This is a genomic window from Flavobacterium proteolyticum, assembly GCF_015223105.1.
GTDB classification, from domain to species: domain Bacteria; phylum Bacteroidota; class Bacteroidia; order Flavobacteriales; family Flavobacteriaceae; genus Flavobacterium; species Flavobacterium proteolyticum.
In genome coordinates, this window is record NZ_JADFTZ010000005.1 from 96,918 (window position 1) to 121,483 (window position 24,566).

The 24,566-nt window shown below is 32.8% G+C and carries 26 protein-coding genes; 14 read left to right on the plus strand and 12 right to left on the minus strand.

Features of this window, described 5'->3' with window-relative positions; all coding sequences use genetic code 11:
- The first annotated feature begins 61 nt into the window (after positions 1 to 61).
- From IM755_RS12815 to IM755_RS10500, 4 genes are all read left to right on the plus strand, one after another.
- The gene (locus IM755_RS12815; RefSeq protein WP_228063935.1) at positions 62 to 214 is read left to right on the plus strand and encodes a DUF4834 family protein; all 153 of its coding nucleotides are present in this window, start codon (positions 62 to 64) and stop codon (positions 212 to 214) included.
- Positions 215 to 304: 90 nt separating this feature from the next.
- A complete protein-coding gene (locus tag IM755_RS10490; RefSeq protein ID WP_194096579.1) occupies positions 305 to 2,800 on the plus strand; it encodes a YfhO family protein in 2,496 nt (831 codons plus the stop codon).
- A 109-nt stretch (positions 2,801 to 2,909) separates the two neighbouring features.
- Complete coding sequence (locus tag IM755_RS10495) at positions 2,910 to 4,205, plus strand: glycosyltransferase family 4 protein (RefSeq protein WP_228063936.1); 1,296 nt, start codon at positions 2,910 to 2,912, stop codon at positions 4,203 to 4,205.
- Between the two features lie 22 nt (positions 4,206 to 4,227).
- Positions 4,228 to 5,694, plus strand: a complete 1,467-nt coding sequence (locus tag IM755_RS10500) for an oligosaccharide flippase family protein (protein WP_194096582.1) — start codon at positions 4,228 to 4,230, stop codon at positions 5,692 to 5,694.
- 133 nt (positions 5,695 to 5,827) lie between these two features.
- On the opposite strand, the gene IM755_RS10505 is transcribed toward IM755_RS10500, so the two are convergent.
- Positions 5,828 to 6,520: a hypothetical protein gene (locus tag IM755_RS10505; RefSeq protein ID WP_194096584.1), complete on the minus strand. Its 693-nt coding sequence runs from the start codon at positions 6,518 to 6,520 to the stop codon at positions 5,828 to 5,830.
- 254 nt (positions 6,521 to 6,774) lie between these two features.
- Here IM755_RS10505 and IM755_RS10510 point away from each other — a divergent pair, with 254 nt between their 5' ends.
- Positions 6,775 to 6,972: a hypothetical protein gene (locus IM755_RS10510; protein ID WP_026725031.1), complete on the plus strand. Its 198-nt coding sequence runs from the start codon at positions 6,775 to 6,777 to the stop codon at positions 6,970 to 6,972.
- Positions 6,956 to 7,516: a Smr/MutS family protein gene (locus IM755_RS10515; protein ID WP_194096586.1), complete on the plus strand. Its 561-nt coding sequence runs from the start codon at positions 6,956 to 6,958 to the stop codon at positions 7,514 to 7,516. Before IM755_RS10510 ends, IM755_RS10515 begins: the two co-directional genes overlap by 17 nt.
- Positions 7,517 to 7,600: 84 nt before the next feature.
- Here the strand turns inward: IM755_RS10515 and IM755_RS10520 are convergent, their stop codons facing one another.
- Positions 7,601 to 8,107, minus strand: coding sequence for a hypothetical protein (locus IM755_RS10520; RefSeq protein ID WP_194096588.1), 507 nt, complete (start codon positions 8,105 to 8,107; stop codon positions 7,601 to 7,603).
- A gap of 122 nt (positions 8,108 to 8,229) precedes the next feature.
- On the opposite strand from IM755_RS10520, the gene IM755_RS10525 reads away from it, so the two are divergent.
- A complete protein-coding gene (locus IM755_RS10525) occupies positions 8,230 to 9,351 on the plus strand; it encodes a cysteine desulfurase family protein (protein WP_194096590.1) in 1,122 nt (373 codons plus the stop codon).
- Positions 9,352 to 9,400: 49 nt separating this feature from the next.
- Here the strand turns inward: IM755_RS10525 and IM755_RS10530 are convergent, their stop codons facing one another.
- Both IM755_RS10530 and pyrE read right to left on the minus strand, forming a co-directional pair.
- Positions 9,401 to 9,793 carry a hypothetical protein gene (locus IM755_RS10530; protein WP_026725027.1) on the minus strand — a complete coding sequence of 131 codons (393 nt, stop codon included), beginning with the start codon at positions 9,791 to 9,793 and terminating at the stop codon, positions 9,401 to 9,403.
- A 38-nt stretch (positions 9,794 to 9,831) separates the two neighbouring features.
- Positions 9,832 to 10,479: an orotate phosphoribosyltransferase gene (pyrE, locus tag IM755_RS10535; RefSeq protein WP_194096592.1), complete on the minus strand. Its 648-nt coding sequence runs from the start codon at positions 10,477 to 10,479 to the stop codon at positions 9,832 to 9,834.
- 7 nt (positions 10,480 to 10,486) lie between these two features.
- Between pyrE and IM755_RS10540 the strand changes: the two genes are divergently transcribed.
- Positions 10,487 to 11,095 carry an NUDIX hydrolase gene (locus IM755_RS10540; RefSeq protein WP_194096595.1) on the plus strand — a complete coding sequence of 203 codons (609 nt, stop codon included), beginning with the start codon at positions 10,487 to 10,489 and terminating at the stop codon, positions 11,093 to 11,095.
- Positions 11,096 to 11,149: 54 nt separating this feature from the next.
- On the opposite strand, the gene IM755_RS10545 is transcribed toward IM755_RS10540, so the two are convergent.
- Positions 11,150 to 12,874, minus strand: a complete 1,725-nt coding sequence (locus tag IM755_RS10545; RefSeq protein WP_194096808.1) for a M14 family zinc carboxypeptidase — start codon at positions 12,872 to 12,874, stop codon at positions 11,150 to 11,152.
- 265 nt (positions 12,875 to 13,139) lie between these two features.
- Between IM755_RS10545 and IM755_RS10550 the strand changes: the two genes are divergently transcribed.
- From IM755_RS10550 to IM755_RS10560, 3 genes are all read left to right on the plus strand, one after another.
- Complete coding sequence (locus IM755_RS10550) at positions 13,140 to 14,486, plus strand: DEAD/DEAH box helicase (protein ID WP_194096597.1); 1,347 nt, start codon at positions 13,140 to 13,142, stop codon at positions 14,484 to 14,486.
- Between the two features lie 105 nt (positions 14,487 to 14,591).
- A complete protein-coding gene (locus IM755_RS10555) occupies positions 14,592 to 15,230 on the plus strand; it encodes a DUF4348 domain-containing protein (RefSeq protein WP_194096599.1) in 639 nt (212 codons plus the stop codon).
- A gap of 16 nt (positions 15,231 to 15,246) precedes the next feature.
- Positions 15,247 to 15,882 (plus strand): class I SAM-dependent methyltransferase, encoded by a 636-nt coding sequence (locus IM755_RS10560; RefSeq protein WP_194096601.1) that lies wholly within the window; start codon positions 15,247 to 15,249, stop codon positions 15,880 to 15,882.
- A 3-nt stretch (positions 15,883 to 15,885) separates the two neighbouring features.
- Here the strand turns inward: IM755_RS10560 and IM755_RS10565 are convergent, their stop codons facing one another.
- The 4 genes from IM755_RS10565 to IM755_RS10580 form a co-directional block, all read right to left on the minus strand.
- Positions 15,886 to 16,767: a choice-of-anchor V domain-containing protein gene (locus IM755_RS10565; protein ID WP_194096603.1), complete on the minus strand. Its 882-nt coding sequence runs from the start codon at positions 16,765 to 16,767 to the stop codon at positions 15,886 to 15,888.
- A 117-nt stretch (positions 16,768 to 16,884) separates the two neighbouring features.
- Entirely contained in the window at positions 16,885 to 17,343 is a 459-nt protein-coding gene (coaD, locus tag IM755_RS10570; RefSeq protein WP_194096605.1) for a pantetheine-phosphate adenylyltransferase, read from the minus strand.
- Positions 17,344 to 17,346: 3 nt separating this feature from the next.
- Positions 17,347 to 17,814: a hypothetical protein gene (locus IM755_RS10575; protein ID WP_194096607.1), complete on the minus strand. Its 468-nt coding sequence runs from the start codon at positions 17,812 to 17,814 to the stop codon at positions 17,347 to 17,349.
- 3 nt (positions 17,815 to 17,817) lie between these two features.
- Entirely contained in the window at positions 17,818 to 18,792 is a 975-nt protein-coding gene (locus tag IM755_RS10580) for a D-alanine--D-alanine ligase (RefSeq protein ID WP_194096609.1), read from the minus strand.
- Between the two features lie 179 nt (positions 18,793 to 18,971).
- Between IM755_RS10580 and IM755_RS10585 the strand changes: the two genes are divergently transcribed.
- From IM755_RS10585 to yaaA, 3 genes are all read left to right on the plus strand, one after another.
- Entirely contained in the window at positions 18,972 to 19,631 is a 660-nt protein-coding gene (locus IM755_RS10585) for a PASTA domain-containing protein (protein WP_194096611.1), read from the plus strand.
- Complete coding sequence (locus IM755_RS10590; protein WP_194096613.1) at positions 19,618 to 20,655, plus strand: RluA family pseudouridine synthase; 1,038 nt, start codon at positions 19,618 to 19,620, stop codon at positions 20,653 to 20,655. The genes IM755_RS10585 and IM755_RS10590 overlap by 14 nt, the downstream gene beginning before the upstream one ends.
- 139 nt (positions 20,656 to 20,794) lie before the next feature.
- Complete coding sequence (gene yaaA, locus IM755_RS10595; RefSeq protein WP_194096615.1) at positions 20,795 to 21,553, plus strand: peroxide stress protein YaaA; 759 nt, start codon at positions 20,795 to 20,797, stop codon at positions 21,551 to 21,553.
- A 59-nt stretch (positions 21,554 to 21,612) separates the two neighbouring features.
- Here yaaA and IM755_RS10600 read toward each other — a convergent pair whose 3' ends face one another.
- The 3 genes from IM755_RS10600 to trpA form a co-directional block, all read right to left on the minus strand.
- On the minus strand, positions 21,613 to 23,136 hold the full coding sequence (locus IM755_RS10600; RefSeq protein WP_194096616.1) for a flotillin family protein: 1,524 nt from the start codon (positions 23,134 to 23,136) through the stop codon (positions 21,613 to 21,615).
- A gap of 12 nt (positions 23,137 to 23,148) precedes the next feature.
- Positions 23,149 to 23,706, minus strand: a complete 558-nt coding sequence (locus IM755_RS10605; protein WP_194096618.1) for an NfeD family protein — start codon at positions 23,704 to 23,706, stop codon at positions 23,149 to 23,151.
- A gap of 84 nt (positions 23,707 to 23,790) precedes the next feature.
- On the minus strand, positions 23,791 to 24,552 hold the full coding sequence (gene trpA / locus IM755_RS10610; RefSeq protein WP_194096619.1) for a tryptophan synthase subunit alpha: 762 nt from the start codon (positions 24,550 to 24,552) through the stop codon (positions 23,791 to 23,793).
- Between the last annotated feature and the right edge of the window lie 14 nt (positions 24,553 to 24,566).

A 24,566-nucleotide genomic window follows, 5' to 3' on the forward strand; every position in this document is an offset into this window, starting at 1 on the left:
TTATATTATACTCTTTTATTATTTGTTTAAGTTTTTAATGCGAATTTTTGCTCCAATTTTAATGCAAAAGGCAGTAAATAAAATGCAAGAACAAATGCAGGAACAGTACAGACAACAACAAGAACAACAAAATAGAACTTCTCAAGCAAGTGCTCCAGCCCCAAAACCAAAAAAAGAAGTGGGTGAATACATTGATTACGAAGAAGTGAAATAATTGTTAGTTTAACAAGATTACTCCCAAGGATATTTTAACAATATCCTTTTTTTAATTACTTTAGCGCCTTATATTCATTATTTACTACACATGAAAAATATCAAAGCATTATATCCTCATTTATTGGTTTTAGTAGGGTTTATTTTGGTTTCCCTAATTTATTTTTATCCAGTTTTACAAGGAAATAAAATTTTTCAATCCGATATCGTGCAATATACCGGAATGGCCAAAGAACAAAATGACTTTAGAAATGAAACAGGAGAAGAACCTTATTGGACGAATAGTGCTTTTGGAGGAATGCCAACGTATCAATTAGGTGCTAAATATCCAAATGATGTTATTGGAATGGTAGATGATGGGTTACGATTTTTACCTCGTCCAGCGGATTATTTATTTCTATATTTCTTAGGGTTTTACGTGTTGTTGATGGTGTTAAAGGTAGACCCATTAAAAGCATTTTTCGGAGCGTTAGCCTTTGGATTTTCAACGTATTTGATTATTATTTTAGGAGTTGGACACAATGCTAAAGCACACGCCATCGCTTATATGCCAATGGTAGTTGCAGGAGTTTTATTGGTTTTCCAACGAAAATATATAATTGGAGGTTTGCTTACTATGGTCGCAGCAGCATTAGAAATTAATGCGAATCACTTCCAAATGACGTATTACTTATTACTCTTATTAGCGATAATTGGAGTGTATTATGTAGTAATTGCAATTAAGAATAAGGAATTTAAAGAATTAGGAAAAATTATTGGAGTATTTGCCATTGCTGGGATTTTAGCTATCGGAGCCAATGCTACTAATTTAATGGCAACTTCAGAATATGCAAATCACAGTATCCGTGGGAAAAGCGAATTAACTTTTAACGCCGATGGTTCCAAAAACACCGAAGATTCATCCATGAAGTATGAATACATAACAGAATATAGTTATGGTGTTACTGAAAGTTTTAACTTAATTGCACCACGTCTTTTTGGAGGAGGAAATGGTGAAGAATTAGATGAAAAATCTGCATTATACGAGTTTCTTTTAAATTATGGTGCTACACCACCAGAAGCCTTACAAACGGTTCAATATTACGGGAAAACATATTGGGGAGAACAACCTATTGTAGAAGCACCAGCTTACATTGGAGCAATTGTATTCTTCTTAGCGGTTTTAGGATTGTATCACGATAAGCGAAAAGTAAAATATTTATTCTTAGCTGGAGCCATTCTTTCTTTATTGCTTTCATGGGGTAAAAATTTTGATGCTTTGACGAGATTTTTTGTTGATTTCGTGCCTTTGTATGATAAATTCCGTGCGGTTTCTTCTATTCAGGTAGTGTTGGAGTTATGTTTTCCAGTATTAGCCATTATGGGACTTCAATCTTTTTTTACTTCGGAAAAAGAAGCACAATGGACAAGTTTATGGAAAGCTGCTGCTACTAGTTTAGGATTAGTAGTTGTATTATACTTAGCAAAAGGATTCTTTAATTTCTCGGCTCCAATTGACCAACAATTGATGCAAATGTTTGGTGAAAGTCAAGATAAATCATTCGGAATCAATTTTATAAACGCTTTAAAAGAAGATAGAATGAATTTCTATACTAGCGATTTAATGCGTTCAGGTTTATTCATGTTAGCAGTAGCGGTTATTTTATGGTTGTATATCCAAAACAAATTGGCACAAACTACTGCTGTTGTATTGGTTGGATTCTTTATGGTTTCTGATTTATTTATGGTCGATAAACGTTATTTAAATAACAATCCAAGTCAATTTAGAAGCGCACGCGAAGTAGATATGCCTTTTGAACCAACAGATGCAGATAAACATATTTTACAAGATACATCAAATTACAGAGTGTACGAAATTCAAGGAAGATTACAAGGAAGAACGTCATATTTCCATAAAGCCGTTGGTGGTTACAGTGCGGTTCGTCCAAGAAGAGTCGACCAACTATTTGAGTACAACATTGAGAAAAATATTTCACAATTAGCAAGTTCAATAGATATGCAAACCTATAGTTTTACAAAGAGCAATCCCGTTTTGGATATGTTAAATGTGAAATATGTTATTGTACCAACAGGTAATGGCGACGTTCCTGTAGTTAATCCTTTTGCTAATGGAGATGCTTGGTTTGTAGAAAAGATTAAGTTTGTAAGTTCTGCTGACGAAGAAATGAAAGCTTTGGATATTTTAGATGCCAAAAATGAAGTAGTAATAGTTAATAATGATAAAGGTTTAGTATCCTTACCACTAAATTTCACCAAAGATTCATTAGCTTCAATTCAATTAACTTCTTATAAACCAAATCATTTGAAATACGTTTCAAATAACAGCAATGAAGGCTTCGCAGTTTTCTCTGAAATGTATTATAAGAATGGATGGAAAGCAACGATAGATGGAAAAGAATCTAAAATACATAATGTAAACTACGTTTTAAGAGGGTTAGAAGTCCCAGCAGGTAAACATACCATTGAATTCAAATTTGAACCAGAAGTGGTAAAAACAGGAAGTACAATTGCTTTAATCAGTTCGATAGCAATGCTTTTATTGATAGGAGCAGGAGTTTATTTTGAGAATAAGAAAAAGCATAATTAGTTTGGAACGTGGAAAACACAGATTTTCTCTGTTTACTATGTTAAGTGAAACGCTTTTCTATAAATTATTAAAGTAGACCTATGTGTCTATGTGTTTAAAAAATATAAAGTTGCAACCAACCAAAAAAATACTCATTATATCGTATTACTGGCCACCAGCAGGAGGTCCAGGAGTACAGCGTTGGTTGAAATTTGTCAAATATTTACCCGATTTTAAAATCGAACCTCACGTTTATATTCCCGAAAATCCAACGTATCCTTTGATTGATGAGAAATTAATGCGTGAAGTTTCAGATAAAGCCATTATCATCAAAAAACCGATTTTTGAACCTTATGGATTGGCTTCGGTTTTTTCAAAAAATAAGACAAAAAAAATCAGTTCCGGAATTATTCCGAATCAAAAAAAGCAGTCATTTGTAGAAAAAGCAATGCTTTGGATTCGTGGCAACGTTTTTATTCCAGATGCACGAGTATTTTGGGTGAAACCTTCGGTTAAATTCTTGAAACAATATCTTCAAGAAAATCAAATCGATACGATAATTACAACGGGTCCACCACATAGTTTGCATTTGATTGGATTACAATTAAAAAAAGAACTTAACATTACTTGGTTGGCCGATTTTCGTGATCCATGGACAACTATTGGCTATCACAAACAACTAAAATTAAGTTCTTGGGCAGCCAAAAAACATAAAGATTTGGAAAAGGAAGTCATGAATACTTGTGATCAGCTTTTAGTGACTTCTCCTACCACAAAAACCGAATTTGAAGCGATTACTTCAAAACCAATCGAAGTGATTACAAATGGTTATGATGTGGAAAAAGTGAATAAAAAACCTTTGGATAAAAAATTTACTTTGGCGCACATTGGTTCGTTTTTATCGGCTAGAAACCCAAGAATTTTGTGGAAAGCTTTAAAAGAATTAACCAAAGAAAATCCCGAATTCAAAAAACAATTCCAATTAAAATTGATAGGTGCGGTGAGTGCTGAGGTGTTTCAAGCGCTAAAAGAATTTAAGCTGGAGAAATATGTGAATCATTTGGGTTATTTGCCACATGATGAAGCGATAATCGAACAAAGAAGTTCACAAGTGTTATTGCTTATTGAAATCGATTCAGAAGAAACCAAGTGTATTATTCCTGGAAAATTATTCGAATATATGGTTTCAGAGCGACCAATCATCGCCATCGGACCAGAACATGCAGATTTTGCCCAAATCATCAAAGAAACAAATACCGGAACATTTTTCAAATACGATGAATTGGAAGCTTTAAAAGTACAAATTCTGAACTATTTCGAGCAATATCAACAAAATAATTTAAAAGTATATCCAGTTGGTTTGCAACAGTACAGTAGAAAGTCATTGACAGAAAAATTAGCCAAACTTCTGAATTCTAAATTCTAAATTCTAAATTCAAACTTCAAACATGGGAATTGTCACCAAACAATCGATTAAAAACACCATCATTACCTACATTGGTTTTGGAATTGGTGCGATTAATACATTGTTTATGTACGGACAATTTTTAGGTGATACCTTTTATGGTTTGGTCGGATTTATTTTGTCGGCAGCTAATATTATGATGCCTTTGATGGCGTTTGGTGTGCATAATACGTTGGTGAAATTCTACAACGAATATGAAACCGAAGAGAAAAAAGCGCAATTTCTAACGTTTGTTTTGGTTTTGCCTTTGTTAATCGTACTTCCCATAAGTTTAATTGGTTATTTAGGTTATCATCAAATAGCGGAATTATTATCGGAAAAGAATCCAATTGTTTACGAATATGTGTGGCAAATTCCGGTAATCGGACTTTGTATGGGTTATTTTGAGATTTTTTATGCTTGGGTAAAAGTACATTTGCAATCGGTTTACGGTAGTTTTGTGAAAGAAGTTTTGCTTCGTATTTTAATATCAATCTTCTTATTCGCAGTTTATTTTGATGTGATTTCGCCGCAACAATTCGTTTTTGCCTTGATGGGAATTTACTTTTTATCGCTTTTAACCATGTTTTTTTACGCGATGAAAGTGAAATTACCTCATTTTAAATTGGTTTTTCCTGATAATTATAAAGCAATTTTAACGTATTGTTTCTTCATTATTTTGTCGGGAAGTGTGGCAAACATGTTGTTAGATGTCGATAAATTCATGCTGAATTTTTACATCAACATTGATAATATCGCTTTTTATTCGGTTGCTATTTTCATTGCGACAGTGATTGCGGTTCCAAGTCGTGCCATGCATCAAATTACATATCCCATTACAGCAAAATTAATGAGTGAAAATAAACACGACGAACTGAATGAACTATATAAAAAGTCTTCAATTACGCTACAAGTTATTGGTGGTCTGATTTTAATTGGAATTTTGGTCAATATCAATGAATTATATAGTGTTTTACCAGTTGGGTATAAAGAAGGAATTGAAGTTGTTTTCCTAATTGGTATTTCTAAGTATTTCGATTTGATTTTAGGAAATAATAATTCGATTATTTTTAATTCGAAATACTATCGAGCAGTCTTGTTTTTAGGTTTATTCTTAGTTTTTCTAACGGTTTCGCTTAACATGATATTCATTCCGCTTTATGGCTTGAATGGCGCTGCAATAGCAACGTTAATTTCAATTACGTTATATAGTTTAGCAAAGTTACTTTTTGTTGTGCTTAAAATGAGGTTATTTCCGTTTACTAAAAACACGATGGTAGCTTTAGTATTAGCAGTGGTGAGTTTTGGCGTTTTCTATTACTGGGATTTCAACTTTCACCCTTTCGTAAACATTGTCTTAAAATCGATTTTAGTAACCATTTTCTACTTAGGATTGAGTTATTATTTAAAAATTTCTTCTGATATCAATTTTGTGATGAACTCTGTTTTCAAGAGAATTCTGAAGAAATAATAAAGATTTTTTTAATTTCTTTGATTAATTCAATCTGTGTTCCAAATAAAATTTTTTAAAATTTAAAAACAAAAAATCCTGCTTCATCTTCCCAGAATCCGCAGGATTTAAAAACAAACTAACCAACCAATTATTATTTATCTTTTTTCATTTCTAAAGTTTCTCTTTTGATTTCTTTTACGTCATCTTCAGACATTTTGGCTTTAGAGCCATCTTTTCTATAGTAGTAAAAGTCATCATCACTTTCGTAATCATCATCATAATCGTCATCGTAGCCATAACCACCATTTCCTCCAGAATAATGCTCTCCTCTTGGGTTGTAAACATATCCGCTGTTTGCATAGTTGATAAAGCCATATACATCTACAATTCTTCCTCTTCTGTCGTACATAATTCGCATATTTCCAACTCTAGTTATTGCAAAACTATTATAGCTCATGTAGATAGTTCCAATGCGTTTTACTCTTCCAAAAGCGTCGTAGTTAATGTAAACATTCCCTACACGTCTTACTCTACCAAAGTTATCATGCTCAACTCGAATTCCTCTTTCAGAAGTTCCGTAATAACCTCTTGTGCCAGGAGCTCCATTTGTACCGTTTACTGCATATCTTGGTCCTGATGGTCTTGTGTTGAAGTCGAATTCTCCATTTGGAAACAACATAAACTCAATTCCGCGCTCTCTGAAGATAATAGGCTCTGCATCTCTATAATCGATGTAATATCCTCTTCTGTTTGTGTTGTCAGAAAAAACAGGATTTTCTGACGCTAAAGCCATGTTCCCTACCAGAAGGATACTGGCTACTACTAAAAGTGTAATTTTTTTCATGATACAACAATTTAAAAATTTAGCAACTCAATTTTAAAACTCGTTTCTAAAACTTGTTGCTTGATTAGGTATTTCCAATTGCTGTGCCAAACTCAAAAAAAGTGTTGTGAACGATTTGTTAATGAGTTGTTATTAATTTTTAACGCGTTAATAATTTTAAATTTTAATAGGACTTTTTTATTAAAAATGAGCTTGACTTTTTTTGTTGACTTTTAAAAGACTACTTTTGAAAATTGTATTTTAAAGAAAAAATTATGAAGCAATTTTTATACATTTTGATGTTTGCTGCAGTTGGAATTTTTGCCATGATTGAGCAATCAAAACCAGCTCCAAATCGATTTATCATGATAGGAGCAATGGCTGTTTTTATGTTTGGATTATTTAGATTGATGAAGAAAATTCCATCTAAAAATGATGGAGAAAACGAAGAAGAAAATGACACAGAAATTTGAAATAGGAGATAAGGTCGCAGTTTTAGACGACGACATTTCTGGAGTAGTAATTAAGGTTCAAAACAATGAAATTTCGGTGGAAACTACTGATAATTTTTCGATGACATTTTTTGTCAACGAGTTGGTTAACATTAATAATTCCAACGAGTTAAGTGGTTTTTTTTCTACTCAAAGTTTAGGTTCGGTTTTAAAGGATAAAGAAGAGCCAAAAAAGCGCAATTTTGTCAAAGAAAAGCGTTCTCGTAAGGATGAATTTGTCTTAGAAGTTGATTTGCATATCGAAAAATTAGTGCCTTCAAAACGCGGAATGAGCAACTATGATATTCTGACTTTCCAAATGGAAACTGCAAAAAGACAACTCGATTTTGCAATCAAAAATCGAATGCCAAAAGTGGTTTTTATACATGGTGTTGGTGAGGGTGTTTTGAAAGCCGAATTAGATTTTATGTTGGGACGTTATGACAACATTTCATTCCAAGATGCGAACTATCAAAAATATGGTTTGGGAGCAACTGAAGTTTACATTAAACAAAATGTGAAGTAAAGTTTTGAATTAAAATTTCACTTCTAGAAATAAAAAAAGGACTACTCAAAATTGAATAGTCCTTTGCTTTTTTAGTTGAAAATTTTATAAATCGGTTTCGTAGTTTCCAAAATTATATTCCGTAAAACTAAAAGAATTTGAACTTCCAGAAAAGTTCACATTCACAAATTTAATGTTGTGTGTATATCCAGTTATTGTCACCCCATCTGAAGCGTAAAGTGAATCTGTTATAATTTCAATTGTTCCTCCAGTAGCGTTCCATTCTTTTTTTACAACAGGAGTAGCTGGTGGAATAGTTGCACAGATATTATTAGAACTTACATTATCTGAATAAATTCTATAAATAATCTGATTCGATGTACTTACATTTATTATTCTTGGACTTCCATCAGGAGTTTCAACATTAGCAAAACTCGATTCTGGAATATTGATTAATAATAACTCATCATTATTAATTTTAAAAATCAAATTATTATCTGTGCATTCTTGAATGGTTACAGAATCAAAATTGAAAGATTCTAGCGTAATATCGCCGTCATCACAGGCTTGTAGCATAAAAACTGAGGCTACTAAAACTATAAGTTTTTTCATTTATTCATCGAATTTATGCAACAAAAATAAAGGTTTTAATTTATTAATTTGCTAAAGTTTGTTAATTTCAGCACGAATTGAATTTAAGACTTCCAAAATAAAATGATTTGTATCTTTGCCGTATGAGAAAAGTGTATTTAGATAACGCCGCAACCACGCCTATTCATCCAGAAGTTATTACTGCAATGATGAACGTACTTCAAAATGATTTCGGGAATCCATCTTCAACACATAGTTTTGGGAGAAGTGCCAAGACTTTGTTAGAATCTTCACGAAAATCCATTGCTAAACTACTAAATGCACAAGCTTCAGAAATTATTTTTACGTCAAGTGCCACTGAAGCTACAAATTGGATTTTAACGAGCGCTGTGAAAGATTTGGGAATTAAACGCATTATTACGACTAAAATCGAGCATCACGCTACGTTACATACAGTTGAACATTTAGCAAAGGAATTCGGAATTCAAGTCGAATACATTACCATTTTGCCAAGCGGAAATATCGATTATCAAGATTTAGCGGCTAAATTACATTCAGATGTTCCAACATTAGTATCATTAATCCACGTAAATAACGAAATAGGAACGATTTTAGACATCAAACGTGTTTCGGACTTATGCAAGTATGCGAAAGCACTTTTTCATTGCGATACGGTGCAATCTATCGGAAAAACGAATTTAGATGTACAAGAGTTGGGAATCGACTTTTTAGTAGCTTCTGCGCATAAATTTCATGGTCCAAAAGGAATTGGGTTTGCCTACATAAAAAAGAATTCCATGCTACAACCGATGATTTTTGGTGGCGAACAAGAAAAAGGCATGCGAGCCGGAACTGAAGCCGTACATCAAGTCGTTGGTATGGCAAAAGCACTAGAATTAGCTTGCGCGAATTTAGAAAACGATGAACAATATATTTCCGATTTAAAAGAGTATTGCATTTCAGAATTGAAAAAAGTATTTCCAGATGTTAAAATCAATGGAGAAAACACGTTTTATAATCTTTTGAATGTTCAATTACCTTTATCTGAAGAAAAGACTTCTATGTTGTTATTCACATTAGATATGAAAGGAATAGCGGTTTCTCGCGGAAGTGCTTGTCAAAGTGGAAGTATTAAACCATCTCACGTTTTAGCCGAGTTTTTATCACCAGAAGAAGCTAAAAAACCTAGTTTACGAATTTCTTTTAGCCATTTCAATACTAAAGAAGATATCGATTTGTTGATTGAAGCGTTAAAAACTGCATAAAAAAAAGTCCGTTTTAAAACGGACTTTCATTTTTATTTAAATCTGGAAATTACAATTTCCCCATATTCTGAGCTAATGTCTCAATAAATTTCGTGATTGGTCCTTTGATCATCATGGCCATCATTGGATTGAAATCACCTTCAAAAGCTAATTGTACTTCTGTATTGTCAGCATCAATTGCGTTTAAGTTTCCAGTTAAGGTAAAAGGTAATTTGCTTGAAGCCGCTCCTAAAACAATTTGTGAATTTGGAGTTCCACCTTTTTTAACCAATTTAATTTCTGGCATACCTTTTAATCCGAATTCAAAGCAATTCTCGTCGATTACTTCGAATTTTGCAATATTTTCAGGCATTAATTTTTCGAAATTCTTAACGTCGTTCAAAGCGTTGAATAAATATTCAGCCGATTTTGCTACGTTTACTTTTGGACTTTCTAAGTTCATATTTTTTTGTTTATTGTTGATAGTTTATTGTTTGTGATTTAAACTTCTACATTCCATTCTGCTGGATTTGCGTTCCATGCACTCAATGTTTCCAATTCATTTTCTGAAACATATTGTTTGTCAACCGCTTTTTGCAATAAGTTTTCGTAATTACTTAACGTGAAAACATCCAAATTCGCTGCTTCAAAGCGTTCTTTTGAAATTGGGAAGCCATAGGTGAAAATCGCCGCCATTCCTTTTACATTAGCACCTTCGTTGCGTAAAGCTTCAACAGCTAACAAACTGCTTCCGCCAGTCGAAATCAAATCTTCTACGACAACTACGTTTTGTCCTTTTTGCAAAAAACCTTCTACTTGGTTTTGTCTTCCGTGTTTTTTTGGTTCTGGACGAACGTATACAAAAGGTAATCCCATGGTTTCGGCAACTAGAATTCCGATACCAATAGCACCTGTTGCAACGCCTGCAATCACATCTGGTTTGCCAAATTTTTCTTCAATATGTTTGGCAAATTCATCGCGAATATAATTTCTAACCGCTGGAAATGAAAGGATTATGCGGTTGTCGCAATAAATCGGTGACTTCCAGCCTGAAGCCCACGTAAAAGGATTTTTAGAATTTAATTTAATTGCGTTTATTTGTAAAAGCAATTCGGCTGTTTGTTGTGCTGTGTTGTTATTAAAAATCATATTGCAAATGTATAAAGTTTTTGTGAACGATAAGCCACTTTTTTTGACAAATCAGGTTCAAAAAGAAACCGATTTCAAACTTTTTTTATTGGAAAGTGTTGATATCAAAAAGTTAATCGTTAAAATTTTTCAGAATAAAATTCAGAAAGCTTTTCTGTATCATCCCGATGAAAAATTGATAATGAAAACGCTTCGTGCGAAATTACCCGTTGAAAAAGCAGGTGGTGGATTGGTTTACAACAAAGACGGCGATGTGCTTTTTATTTTTAGAAACGGCAAATGGGATTTACCAAAAGGCGGTACCGAAAAAAACGAAACCATTGAAGAAACCGCTATCCGAGAAGTAGAGGAAGAAACTGGCGTTACCGGATTAGCCATCACCGAAAAACTACAAAGGACTTACCATATTTTCAAACGTAACGGTCGCTACAAACTAAAAATTACCCAATGGTTTGAAATGCGCACCAAATACGAAGGCACACCTCAAGGCCAAGCCGATGAAGGTATTGAACGTGTTGAATGGGTGAATCCAAAGGATATTAAGTTTTTATTGGAGAACTCGTACGAGAATATTAAGTTGTTGTTTGAGGAAGAAAAATCAAATGTGTCAATGTGATAATTAGCCAATATGCCAATTATCAATTTTGTCTCATTGACACATTGACACTTTCTAATTCACTCTATAAACTGGATACTGCAAATGCGCTTTCTCGTAATAAGGCGATTGTCTGTACACCCAATCCAATTGTGCTGCACCATTTTCAGCGAAAGCTTTGTCGTTTTGTTTCTTTTGTTCTAATTCGGCTTTGATTTTTGGGTTTTTATCTAAGAATTCTTTGGCTAAATCTTCAAAAACATAACTCGAAAAATATTCTTTTTGTTGTAAAATAGGATCAAAGAAGTTCCAATTGAAATAACTGTCCACAGCTTCTGGTTCTAGGGTTTCAACTAAATATTTCACGCCAGGTTGATTCGTGTAAAACACATAATCGCCATAATAAAACTTCACTTTTTGAGTCGATTTGGAAACTTTTGTATTGTAATGTGCGTAATGTCCTTCGTAAGGCGATTTTGAGGTTTGATAACTTTCAATTTTATACGATTCTACTTCAATAATGGTGTCATTTTGAATACGATGCGCATTGATATTGTTCAATTTCAAAATATCCAACACTTGCCATTGCGATTGCGGAATAATATATGCTTTCGGAATGTTTACAAATTTCGTAGGTTTATAATTGCCATAAAACGGAATTTTCTTGGTAAACGGTTTGCTTTTATCGTAAAACAATCGATCTTTTCCTGAAATATCGCTTGGTTTGTATCCGCCTTGATAGCCTTTAAAATCAATATAAGATACTTTGGTTGAATCAATTGCCCAATCCAACGGATATTCCATTCCAGCTTGATATTCGTTCAATGCGTCTTTTCGCATTTGCTTGATTTTTTGCCAATTTGTATCGGCGAAATTAATCGTGCTGACCATAAATTCGTAAGTCACTTTCACTCGTTCTTTATATACTTTCAACATGTGAGTTTCTGGAACAAATCCTAAAGTATGAAACAAAGTTGAATAACCTGTCGCATATCTTGGTGTATCGGTAAATTGCTCAAAACCTTTGTCAGGCGTGGTGCTGTGCACATTCACATACGGAACCACATCGATTTTCTTTTTATTCATGTCTTTCACCACTGAAGGATACAATTCGTTGATGAAATAATTCCCTAATTTGTTTCCCAAACGTTCGTGTTGGGTTGCAATACAAGTAAACGTATATTGATAATCCGCGCCATTAGAAACGTGATTATCTAAGAAAATATCAGGATTTAACTCGGTAAACAACTTTTGAAAACTTCTCGAATTTTTAGTGTCCGATTTAATAAAATCGCGATTCAAATCGTAATTTCGAGCATTTCCTCTAAAACCATATTCTTCTGGACCGTTTTGATTGGCTCTCGAATGCGAATTTCGGTTCAACATTCCACCAACACTATACACCGGAATAGCTGCAATTAAAGTGTTTTTAGCCGTTTTGATTTTTCCCATGGCTAAATCTCGCATTAACATCATGGTAGCGTCAATTCCGTCAGGTTCGCCTGCGTGAATGCCGTTATTGATTAAAATTACAGCTTTATTTTTAGTAAAATATTCGTCAAAATCAAATTTGCCTTCGCTTGAAAAAAGCACCAAATGCAATGGTTTTCCGCTATCGGTGGTGCCTTTTTGAATCATTTGGATGTTAGCAAAACTTTCATCTAATTTTTCATAAAATGCAATACATTCCTCATAAGTAGTGGATTGATTGCCATTGCCACGTTCAAATGGTGTGGTGAAATTGTTTTGTGAAAACACAGAAATCGAAATGAAAAGCAAACTTATTTTTAAAAAACGCATAGCAGAATTGTATTTGATTTTCAAAAATAAAGTTTTTTACTTGAAACACATAGAAACATAGGTTAATTGTTGAAAGAGTTGAGTCGTTACACTCTTTACATAGTTTATACAGACTATTTTAACCCAAATTTTGTGCTATCCAATTCTTTTTTCCTATGTTTCTATGTGGTTCAAAATTTTTTTATTTTGTTTTATTTGATTGGGTTAATCTCGTTAATTTACGAATCGATAAGTATCAATCAACATTCATCACTATCTTTGCCACATGAGTCAAAATCCATATTCCAACAATGTACTATTGAATCTTGGTATTCAAAGTTTAAACAAAATGCAAGAAGCAGCCCAAACGGCTATTTTGAATGAAGATACTATTTTATTGCTTTCTCCAACGGGTTCGGGAAAAACTTTAGCGTTTTTATTGCCAATTTTTCAATTATTAGAGGAAGATGTAAAAGGCGTGCAGTGCTTGGTTTTAGTACCTTCGCGCGAATTAGGTTTGCAAATTGAACAAGTTTGGAAAAAAATGGGCACGCATTTCAAAGTAAATACCTGTTATGGAGGTCACTCGATAGAAACGGAATTCAAAAACTTAAGTAATCCGCCTGCTTTGTTAATTGGAACACCAGGAAGAATTGCCGATCATTTAGACCGAGGAAGTTTTGCTACCGAAAATGTAAAAACCTATGTTCTAGACGAATTTGACAAATCGTTACAATTGGGTTTCCATGAGGAAATGTCGTATATCATTGGAAAAATCACGAGAGTCAACAAGCGAATTTTAGTTTCTGCGACTTCAGGTGTGGAAATTCCGAAATATACCAAAGTAATTGATCCAAAAGTAATTGATTTTATTCCGAACCAAAAGCAGAACGATAATTTAGATGTTCGTATCGTATTTTCAAAATCTAAAGATAAAATTGATTCGTTATTTCAGTTGATTTGTTCTTTGAATTCAGAAGCTGCGATTATTTTTTGCAATCATAGAGAAGCGGTAGAGCGCATTCATGATATGTTGACTCAAAAAGGCATTATTTCTACGTATTATCATGGCGGATTAGACCAAGACGAGCGTGAACGTGCTTTGATTCAGTTCAGAAACGGAAGTGTTTCGTATTTGATTACGACCGATTTAGGCGCACGAGGTTTGGATATTCCCGAAATGAAACACGTAATTCATTACCATTTACCTGCAAAAGAAGACGAATTCACACACCGAAACGGCAGAACCGCACGAATGTTGGCATCCGGAACCGCTTATGTGCTAATTCACGAAACTGAAAAGAAAGCCGATTATTTTGATTACGGAAAATGCCGTTTAGATGTTTCTAATGCGAAATCATTACCAAAAGCGCCTTTATATCAAACGCTTTACATCAGCGGAGGAAAGAAAAATAAGTTGAATAAAATTGATATCGTTGGTTTCTTTTCGCAAAAAGGAAAACTGGAAAAAGATGATATTGGATTAATCGAAGTTAAAGATTTTATTTCGTTTGTAGCGGTGAAATATCCAAAAGTAAAATCCTTATTGCAAAACATCAAAGACGAAAAAATGAAAGGGAAGAAATATAAAATTGAAGTAGCGAGAAAGGTTATTAAGAAAGAGGAGGAGTAAATTGGTTGGTCTATGAAATATTTGATTTTAATTCTAACATTTAGTTTGTTTTCATGTAAATCTGATGATAAAAAATTAGAAGGTTTTCAGGAAAAAGCAGTAGAAATGAATCAGGAAAATTCTACTGTTTCAATTGATACGACTTCTTTTATGGAATTTTTTGAAAGTTTTATTTTTGATAAAAGACTTCAAAACAGCAATAAAGACAATTCTATTGATTATAATTTTTTCTCATCAAAAGATTTTGTCGCTTACTTGAACTCGGATTCATTATCTGTTTTTGAAGAAAAAAAACTTTCAGATAAACAAGATTTGATAATTCTTGATTTAAAAAAAGGTAAAAATTTAAAGTACAAGTTTGAAAAGATAGATAATAAATGGACGTTTTCAGGTACTAAAGCTATTTCCATTAATAATTTGTCCGAAAAAAAGTTTGTTATTTTTTTAATAAAATTCTCTAAAGATAGTATTTATCAAAAATCACACATTTTATTTCCCTTAGAAGACTATTCTCTTGATGATGAATATGAGATCATTTCACAGAAAATAGAAAAAGAAAAATGGAATCATATTAACCTTGTTGAAGAAATAGAAAGTTTGCTTTTTTTAGCTAATATTGATTCAAATAATAATTTTAGAAATATTTATTACAGAGGAAACGATAATGGAATTTTAGTAAAACTAACTTTTAAAAGAGTTAATAATGACTGGTTTTTGGTTAAAACAGAAGATTATTCAACATAATCCATAATTTTGATTTATGACTTCTCCAACTTGTCCATTATGTAATTCCACATCAACGCTTTTTTGCGAAAAGCCTAAACATTTGTTCTATAAATGCACAAATTGCGAAGGCATTTTTAGGCCAAAAGATACTTTCTTAACCGCTGAAGCCGAGAAAGAACACTACGAAAAACACAATAATGATGTTTTTGATGAACGCTATCAAAACTTTGTTTCACCAATCGTAAATGCAATTTTACAAGATTTTACTCCGGAAGCTAAAGGTTTAGATTTCGGTTCAGGAACGGGTCCAGTGATTGCGAAAATGTTGACAGATAAAGGTTATCAAGTTCAGAATTACGATTTGTTTTTTGCGAATGAACCATCACTTTTACAAGAAAAATACGATTACGTTTCGTGTTGTGAGGTAATGGAGCATTTTCATAAACCTTACAAAGAATTTGAGTTACTGAAGAATTTACTACTTCCAAAAGGTAAGTTGTATTGCAAAACAGAAGTTTATAACAACCAAAAACCTTTTGAAAATTGGTATTACAAAGATGATTTTACCCACGTTTTTATTTACCAACCCAAAACTTTGGAATGGATACAAAAAAACCTCCGATTTTCGAAGGTTTCTGTTTATGCTAAACTAATAGTATTTGAAAATTAAAAATTATTCTTTAACTAATTTGAGGGTAGCTTTTGAATTATCTTCATTTTTAAGTTTTACAAAGTAAACACCAGTTGATAAATTTACTACTTCATTAATAAGATTTACATCATTATACTTTTTATTGAAAATAGATTTTCCAGAGATATCAAAAATTTCTAAATCTATATTTTGATAACGTTCAGCTAATCTAATATTTAAAGCATCTTTAATAGGGTTTTCCAATAATTTGATATTGTTTTGAAAAGCAAAATCACTTGTGCTTAAAGTTTCATTTAAAGTGCGTGTAGTAGCAGCTGTAGGGGTATCTCCACCGGTTCCTCCAGTTCCATTTACTGCATTTCCTATAAAATAGAATGTAATTGGCCCATTTCCTGCAGCTGGAGCAGTCCATTTTGAAGTAAAAGTAGGGCTAGTACTTCTTATATTGTGCTCAAAATAACTTCTACCACTTACTGGAATTATTTGTGCATTTGATGAAGGTGTTGAAAAAGTTCCTGCTGCTGCGTTACTTGCTAATAGAGCAGTCGCTTGCATACCATAACCACCAGGTGTTCCAATTGAATTATTTACAGTAAATGTCAAATTATATTGAACACCAGGGACATAACTAGTTACAGGATTACCTAAATTATCAGATATGTTTAGAGTTATCGAAGGAGAATATGAACCTCCAGCGTGGCAGTTTGTACATGTGCCTCCAGAAACTGGACTGCCTGTAAGGTCTCCTAGACCATTTGCTGCAGGACCAGTAGATCTTAACATAATATTACCATGATAGTCTTTAGGGATAAAATAATCAGATGTTTTTTCAGAATATTTGAAACTTTGAAAAAGTAAAAACAACATTAATAATGCTGAGATAGAAAGTAATTTTTTTTTCATAATTTTTTGTTTTATTTGCTAATGTTATAAAGATATAACATTTTAAGTTAATGAAAATGAAAAAGTTATGAAAAAATATATTTTGTTTTAAAAAAATGATTGTATGAGTAAACTTATTTATTTCTTATTCAAAACCGATTCTGGAACCAATTGCGAAATATCGCCACCGTTTCTTAATACATCACGAACAATACTTGAAGAAATAAACGAAGTTCGAGCTGCCGTCAACAAGAATACAGTTTCAATTTTCGACATGACACGATTGGTATGCGCAATGGCTTTTTCAAACTCAAAGTCGGCCGGATTTCTTAGTCCACGTAAGATGAAATCTGCTTTTTCTTTTTTGCACAAATCAATCGTTAAACCAGAGTAAGTAATGACTTTTACTTTTGGTTCGTCTTTAAAAGCTTCTTCTATGAAACGTTTTCTGTCTTCTAAGGAAAACATGTATTTTTTTTCGGCATTAACACCAATCGCTACAATGACTTCATCAAATAAAGAAACACCTCTTTTAATAATATCGAAATGTCCGTTGGTAATTGGGTCAAACGAACCTGGAAATATTGCTTTTTTCATAGTTTAGTTCACATTTTTTAATAACAAAGTAACATCATCTGTTGAGAATTCTCCAGATTTGAATGAATATCTTCCATCACTATTTATTGCAATAACACCATAACAATTGTCATTTGGATTAAAAAAGTTGTTAAGAAAATAATTTTCAAAATCTTCAAAAAATCTATTATTATCTATAATTTTCTTCGCTGCTAATTTATCTGAATAGACAAAAATATTTTTTGTGTTTGAAAGATTAATTGTTTTGTAAATGTTATTATCAAACCATTGACTACCATTTTTTAAATTTTCATATTGATTGTAATGACATTTATTTTTTGGCAAATAAAAATTAACAATTAATATTTTTTCATCATTCCATTTGTAAAGAAGTTTTAGTGTTTCAAGTTTTACTTTTGAAATTCTATTTTCTTGGCTAAATGTAAAGTTAGCAAGGAATAAAAGTAAAAAAAAGATAAATATTTTTTTCATAGTTTACTTTTTTAAAGCCAATTCAATAGCGTTTTCAAACAATTCTGGTAACGAAATTCCTGCTTCTCTTGCTTGTTGAGGTAGAATACTTTCGGTAGTTAAACCTGGAATGGTGTTCATTTCTAACATGTGCGGTTCATTGTTTACGATAATGAATTCACTTCTTGAAAAACCTTTCATTTTCAATACTTCGTAAGCTCTTTTGGCAACCGTTTCGATTTTTACTTTCAATTCTTCTGAAATTCTGGCAGGTGTAATTTCCTTTGATTTGCCTAAATATTTCGCTTCGTAGTCGAAAAAGTCGTTTTCGGATACGATTTCGGTAATTGGTAAAACCGTAACCGTTCCTTTATAATTAATTACACCAACAGAAACTTCTGTTCCGTCCAAGAAACTTTCAATGATGATTTCGTCGTCTTCTTTGTAAGCGTTTTCAATAGCTGGAAGAAATTCTTCTTTAGTTTTTACTTTCGAAATTCCGAAACTTGAACCTGATTTATTTGGTTTTACAAAACAAGGTAAGCCCACTTTCGCTAAAATAGCATCTACTTTAATTTCATCGCCTAAATTCAAATAATACGATTCCGCCGTTTTGATTCCATAAGGTTTTAAAACCGATAACATATCGCGTTTATTGAATGTTAATGCTGCTTGATAATAATCGCAAGAAGTTTGAGGAATATTTAGTAATTCAAAATATGCTTGCATCAAACCATCTTCACCTGGAGTTCCGTGAATTGCATTAAAAACGACATCAAAATTGATTTTTGAGCCATTAACCGTTACAGAAAAATCGTTTTTATCCATTGGGAATTCGGCATCATTTTCGTCCACATAAACCCATTTTTCTTTAAAAATATGAATACGATACGGATTAAATTTAGCACGATTAATATTGTTAAACACAACATTTCCGCTAGTTAACGAAATTTTGTACTCGCTAGAGTAACCTCCCATGATAATGGCAACGTTTTTCATTTTGAAATTCTAAAAGTGATACACAAAATTACATTATTTATTGAGATTTTACGTTCTTTTATTCGATTACCAAAGAAATATTTTTGCAATTCATTCGTTTTAAAAGGGTGAAGAAATCAAAATGAATTGCTTCGTAATTTCTTTTTGAATTTTATATCTTTGTCAAAATATCATTTTGTATGAGTTTATTTAAATATTTAACTAGTAGAACATTTTTTACTCAAGCTTTTTTAGCCGCTGCAATAGTTGTGGGTTTTACTTTTTTAGTGATTCAGTTTTTAGATTTTAGAACCAATCATGGTCAGGAAATCAAAGTGCCTGATTTATCTAAAATGAAACTAGAAGTAGCTGAAGAAAAACTAAACGAATTGGATTTAGAGGTTTTCTTGTTAGATACAGTTGAATTTAATGCTGATTTTCCTCCTTTTACGATTTTAGAACAAGATCCAAAAGCAGGAAGTTTAGTAAAAGATGGTCGTAAAGTTTATGTAAAATTAAATGCAGGTGAATTTACTGATATCACGATTCCTGAATTTAAAGATAAAACGTTCCGACAAATTTCGGCTACGATAAAATCATTAACCTTGAAAGAAGGAAAAATTACATATAAACCGCACATTGCTAAGGATATCGTATTGCAAATTTATCAAAATGGAAGACGCTTGAGAGCAGGAGATAAGGTTAAGAAAAGTTCAACTTTAGATTTTGTATTAGGTGATGGAAAAGAAGTGTTTAATGAAGAAACATTTAGTTCAGAAGAACCAGCAGATACTTTACCACCTGCAGAAGAAGGAGTAACGGAACCAGTAGAATTTAAAGATACAGATGGCGGATTATAATGTAGGAACCGAACTCGAAGACGAGTTATACGAACATCATCGTTTTGAAGCAAGTAAAGGACAATCGGCTTTACGTGTGGATAAATTTTTGATGAACATGATTGAAAATACCACCAGAAATAAAATACAACAAGCAGCAGAAAATGGTTCCATTTTAGTGAACGATGTTGCGGTAAAATCCAATTACAAAGTAAAAGCTGGTGATGTGGTTCGTTTAGTTTTAGCACATCCAACTTATGAGCAATTGCTAACACCTGAAAACATTCCATTGGATATTGTGTATGAAGATGATCAATTGTTGGTGATAAACAAACCAGCTGGAATGGTGGTACATCCGGGTCATGGAAATTATTCGGGAACTTTGGTTAATGCATTAGCGTATCATTTTAAGAATTTACCGATGAATAGTTCGGAAAGACCAGGTTTAGTTCACAGAATCGATAAAGATACCACAGGTTTGCTAGTAGTAGCTAAAACCGAACACGCAATGGCATATTTGACCAAACAATTTGCTGAGAAAACTTCGGAAAGAGAATATATCGCTTTAGTTTGGGGAAATATCGAAGAAGACGAAGGAACTGTGGAAGGGAATATCGGTCGTCATGATACGAATCGCATGCAAATGGCGGTTCATTCTGATGAAGAAAAAGGAAAACCAGCGGTTACACATTATAAAGTTCTAGAGCGATTTGGTTATGTGACTTTAGTTTCATGCCAATTAGAAACAGGAAGAACACATCAGATTCGTGTGCATATGAAACATATTGGTCATACTCTTTTTAATGACGAACGCTATGGAGGTGATTCCATCTTAAAAGGAACGACGTTTACAAAATACAAGCAGTTTGTTGAGAATTGTTTTAAAGTTTTGCCAAGACAAGCGCTTCACGCAAAAACATTAGGATTTGAACATCCCATCACAAAAGAATTTTTACGATTTGATTCTCCAATTCCACAAGATTTACAAGAATGTATTGATAAATGGAGGGTTTATTCAAAAGCGCAAACATTTACTGAAGAATAAAAGTTAATTTATGATATCATAGCCTCCAAGAATAGATAGTTTTTGGAGGTTTTTTTATAGTGTTATAACTATTTCTTATAAAACATCTCAACCAACATTTGTATATTTTCGTATTTTTGAAAAAAAGAAAGAATAAATTATGAAAATTGTTATATCACCTGCTAAGTCTTTAAATTACGAAAGTCCGTTACCAATTTCAAACTATACCGAACCTGCTTTTTTATCAAAATCGGAAACTATTCAAAAAACGTTGAAAAAGAAAAAACCTAAGCAACTTATGGAGCTTATGGATATTTCTGAAAAGTTAGCCGAATTAAATTGGCAACGTAATCAAGATTGGAGCGTTCCTTTTACTCCTGAAAATGCGCGTCCAGCAGTTTATGCTTTTGATGGTGATGTTTATACAGGATTAGACGTATATTCGTTACCAACCGAAAAAGTAGCTATTTTACAAGAAAAATTACGCATACTCTCAGGTTTGTACGGACTTCTAAAACCATTAGATTTGATGCAACCGTATCGCTTAGAAATGGGAACTTCTATTGCTATTGGAACCAAGAAAAACCTTTACGAATTCTGGAAAAAAAACATAACGGATGCTTTAAATAAAGAACTTACTAAAGATGAATTGTTTCTAAATTTAGCTAGTAATGAATATTTTAGTGCGGTTGACACAAAAGCATTAAAAGTTCCAGTAATTACTCCTGAATTCAAAGATTACAAAGATGGAAAACTAAAAATGATTAGTTTCTTCGCTAAAAAAGCAAGAGGTTTAATGGTACGCTACATTATTGATACGAATGCTGAAACCATTGAAGATTTAAAAGGGTTTAACTACGAAGGGTATGCTTTTGATGCCAATTTAAGTAAAGGGAATACCTTGGTTTTTACGAGATAAATAAAAAAAAATCCCAAATTCATTACAAATTTGGGATTTAATAATATAAATTCTAAAAATTATTTCACTTCTTCGGTCGTCGGTGTAACTTCTGTAGAACTTGAAGCATCTTTTGGCATATCTTCACCTTTTAAATACGTTGGTAAATTCAAACCAGCCATATTGAATAAATCATTTAATGGAGGAACGGTTTTCATCATTCCTGAAACGAAATTCGCAGTCGAACCATTACCATCTGTATTATTTCCAGAATCCCAAACCGTGATTTTATCAATCTTGATATTCTTAACAGCTTCCACCTGAGTTTTAACCAATTCTGGTAATTTCTCGATTAATAATAATTGGAATGCTTTTGTTGGATCACCACCAGCAGCTCCAACTACTTCACGGTAACCTTCTGCTTGTTTCGTTAAGATTTCATACAAACCTTTTGCCTCTGCTTCCATTTTTGCAAAGATTGCATCAGCTTCTCCTTTTGCTTGCACTCTAATTCTCTCTGCTTCAGCTTGTGCATCGATAACTGCTTTTTGTTTTGCAATTTCAGCCGGAATTACAATGTTAGCATTTTGTGTTGAACGTTCTCTTTCAGCACGTGCAGCTTCCGCTTTTTGTTCTGCTTGATACGCTTCTTCCAATGCTTTTGCTTGTTGTACTTTTTCCGAAGCTAACGCAATACGTAATGCTTCTGCTTCTTTTTCACGTCTTGCTGCTTCTGATTGCGCAATGGCAATTTTAGCCTCATTTTCTCCTTGAATTGCAATCGCATTTGCCTCTGATGTTGCTACACGCGTATCTCTTTGTGCTTCTGCTTTTCCAATGCTTTCATCTCTAAAAGCAGCAGCAATACTTACTTCTCTATCTTTGTTCGTAACCGCAATTTTAACATCACGATCTCTGTGAGTTTCTGCAATTTGAACGTCTTTTTCTCTATCAGCCACTGCTTTTCCAGTTTCCCCAATTTTCTCTTGTTCCGCAACCGAAATTTTAGCTTCGTTTATCGCTTTTGCAGCAGCTTCTTTTCCTAAAGCTTCAATGTAACCTGATTCATCTTTAATATCGGTAACGTTAACGTTAATTAATTTTAATCCGATTTTCTTCAATTCAGAATCTACGTTTTTCGAAATGTTATCTAAAAATTTATCTCTATCCGAGTTGATTTCCTCAATCGTCATTGTTGCAATAACCAAACGCAATTGTCCAAATAAAATATCTTTCGCCAATTCCTGAATTTGCTCTGGCGCTAAACCTAATAAACGCTCAGCAGCCGTATTCATACTGTCTGTTTCAGTAGAAATTGCGATAGTAAATCGACACGGAACATCCACACGAATATTTTGACGAGAAAGCGCATTAGTTAAATTCGCCTCAATAGAAATAGGTTTTAAATCTAAAAATGAATAATCCTGAATTACAGGCCAAATAAAAGCACCACCACCGTGAACACACTTAGCCGATGTGCCACCAGTTTTTCCATAAATAACTAAAATTTTGTCAGAAGGACATCTTTTGTAACGCGAAATTAAGGTCACGAAAGTAACGAATAGCACAAAAGCGGCTACAACAATAATGATAATTTGTGTCATATAAATAAAGGATTAGATTTTTTCTACGATAACTAAATTGTGCTCCACAGCAACTACTTTTACAGCGCTTCCTGAAGTTAATTTTTCTGGTGAATTAGTAATTGCGTCCAATTCGTGAAAAGAACCATTCACGCTGATTTGAATTTTTCCTTTTCCAGATTTTGCTTCGGGAATGGTCAAATATACTTCAGCTGTTTTATTGATAGTGTTTTCAATTTTGAAACTATTATCTTCTGAAAGTTTCATTATTTGTTTGATAATTAAAAAGAAAACACCCACAAAAAGAATTCCAACTAATACCGAAATTCCAATTAGAATCGTTTTGTTTTCGATTGATTGATAAAACGAAATTCCTGTCCAACTAAATCCCAATAAAAAGTTGATTAAGTTACGAAGGGTAAATAATTCAAACGGCATATCACCATCGCCGCCATCAGTATCGGTATCGGTTTCAGAACCGCTTAATCCAATGAAAGTGGAAATGGTTTGTAATAGGAAAAAGATACTCACCGGTAACGCAATGTACCAAAAAGCCTTGAGTAGTGGCTCGTAATGTTCAAGAAAGTTCATAGTTGTCAGTTAGTTTTGTAATTATACGATTACATTTACAAAAAGTTACAATTTACAAAAAAAATACTATGAACTTTCCTAATTTTATTTGATTTTATTGACAAATTTAGAAATGTCTGAAATCGGATTATGTTTTAAAAAGTTGATAAAAGCACTTCCAATAATCGCTCCTTTTTGATATTGTGTAGCTTGTTGAAACGTTTCTTCATCTTTAATTCCAAAACCAACAATTTGTGGGTTTTTCAAGTTGAAATCAGCAATTCGTTTGAAGTAATCCATTTGTTCTGAACCAAATCCTGATTGACTTCCTGTAACCGCAGCCGAACTCACCATATAAATAAAACTATCGGAAATGGCATCGATTTCTTGGATTCTTTCTTCCGAAGTTTGTGGCGAAATCAAAAAGATGTTTTTCAAACGGTATTTTTCGAAAATCGATTTGTATTCGGTTTCGTAAACGAATAATGGTAAATCAGGAATAATTAAACCATCAATCCCAACTTCTGCACACTTTTGACAAAATTTCTCTATTCCGAATTGCATCATCGGGTTAAAATAACCCATTATGATTAAAGGAATTTGAACAGTTTTCCGAATATCTTTCAATTGTTCAAATAGGAGTGAAGTCGTCATGCCGTTTTCAATCGCAATAGTAGAACTTTCTTGAATGGTTGGTCCATCGGCTAACGGATCGGAAAAAGGCAACCCAATTTCAATCATATCTACACCGTTTTTTTCCAATTCTTGAATAATGGAAACGGTATCGTTCAATTTCGGAAATCCTGATGTAAAATAAATGGAAAGCAGTTTTTTATCTTCTTGTAATTTTTGGTTGATTCTGTTCATTTTTTTTTTGGTTT

Coding starts and splice junctions, on each gene's coding strand:
- IM755_RS10520 (WP_194096588.1), bottom strand. CDS start 8,107: ATGAAAAAACTTATAGTTTTAGTAGCCTCAGTTTTTATGCTACAAGCC.
- IM755_RS10550 (WP_194096597.1), top strand. CDS start 13,140: ATGAGTCAAAATCCATATTCCAACAATGTACTATTGAATCTTGGTATT.
- yaaA (WP_194096615.1), top strand. CDS start 20,795: ATGAAAATTGTTATATCACCTGCTAAGTCTTTAAATTACGAAAGTCCG.
- IM755_RS10575 (WP_194096607.1), bottom strand. CDS start 17,814: ATGAAAAAAATATTTATCTTTTTTTTACTTTTATTCCTTGCTAACTTT.
- IM755_RS10600 (WP_194096616.1), bottom strand. CDS start 23,136: ATGACACAAATTATCATTATTGTTGTAGCCGCTTTTGTGCTATTCGTT.
- IM755_RS10530 (WP_026725027.1), bottom strand. CDS start 9,793: ATGAACTTAGAAAGTCCAAAAGTAAACGTAGCAAAATCGGCTGAATAT.
- IM755_RS10565 (WP_194096603.1), bottom strand. CDS start 16,767: ATGAAAAAAAAATTACTTTCTATCTCAGCATTATTAATGTTGTTTTTA.
- IM755_RS10510 (WP_026725031.1), top strand. CDS start 6,775: ATGAAGCAATTTTTATACATTTTGATGTTTGCTGCAGTTGGAATTTTT.
- IM755_RS10505 (WP_194096584.1), bottom strand. CDS start 6,520: ATGAAAAAAATTACACTTTTAGTAGTAGCCAGTATCCTTCTGGTAGGG.
- IM755_RS10525 (WP_194096590.1), top strand. CDS start 8,230: ATGAGAAAAGTGTATTTAGATAACGCCGCAACCACGCCTATTCATCCA.
- coaD (WP_194096605.1), bottom strand. CDS start 17,343: ATGAAAAAAGCAATATTTCCAGGTTCGTTTGACCCAATTACCAACGGA.
- IM755_RS10545 (WP_194096808.1), bottom strand. CDS start 12,874: ATGCGTTTTTTAAAAATAAGTTTGCTTTTCATTTCGATTTCTGTGTTT.
- trpA (WP_194096619.1), bottom strand. CDS start 24,552: ATGAACAGAATCAACCAAAAATTACAAGAAGATAAAAAACTGCTTTCC.
- IM755_RS10580 (WP_194096609.1), bottom strand. CDS start 18,792: ATGAAAAACGTTGCCATTATCATGGGAGGTTACTCTAGCGAGTACAAA.
- pyrE (WP_194096592.1), bottom strand. CDS start 10,479: ATGATTTTTAATAACAACACAGCACAACAAACAGCCGAATTGCTTTTA.
- IM755_RS10500 (WP_194096582.1), top strand. CDS start 4,228: ATGGGAATTGTCACCAAACAATCGATTAAAAACACCATCATTACCTAC.
- IM755_RS12815 (WP_228063935.1), top strand. CDS start 62: ATGCAAAAGGCAGTAAATAAAATGCAAGAACAAATGCAGGAACAGTAC.
- IM755_RS10585 (WP_194096611.1), top strand. CDS start 18,972: ATGAGTTTATTTAAATATTTAACTAGTAGAACATTTTTTACTCAAGCT.
- IM755_RS10540 (WP_194096595.1), top strand. CDS start 10,487: ATGTATAAAGTTTTTGTGAACGATAAGCCACTTTTTTTGACAAATCAG.
- IM755_RS10605 (WP_194096618.1), bottom strand. CDS start 23,706: ATGAACTTTCTTGAACATTACGAGCCACTACTCAAGGCTTTTTGGTAC.
- IM755_RS10560 (WP_194096601.1), top strand. CDS start 15,247: ATGACTTCTCCAACTTGTCCATTATGTAATTCCACATCAACGCTTTTT.
- IM755_RS10590 (WP_194096613.1), top strand. CDS start 19,618: ATGGCGGATTATAATGTAGGAACCGAACTCGAAGACGAGTTATACGAA.
- IM755_RS10490 (WP_194096579.1), top strand. CDS start 305: ATGAAAAATATCAAAGCATTATATCCTCATTTATTGGTTTTAGTAGGG.
- IM755_RS10555 (WP_194096599.1), top strand. CDS start 14,592: ATGAATCAGGAAAATTCTACTGTTTCAATTGATACGACTTCTTTTATG.
- IM755_RS10515 (WP_194096586.1), top strand. CDS start 6,956: ATGACACAGAAATTTGAAATAGGAGATAAGGTCGCAGTTTTAGACGAC.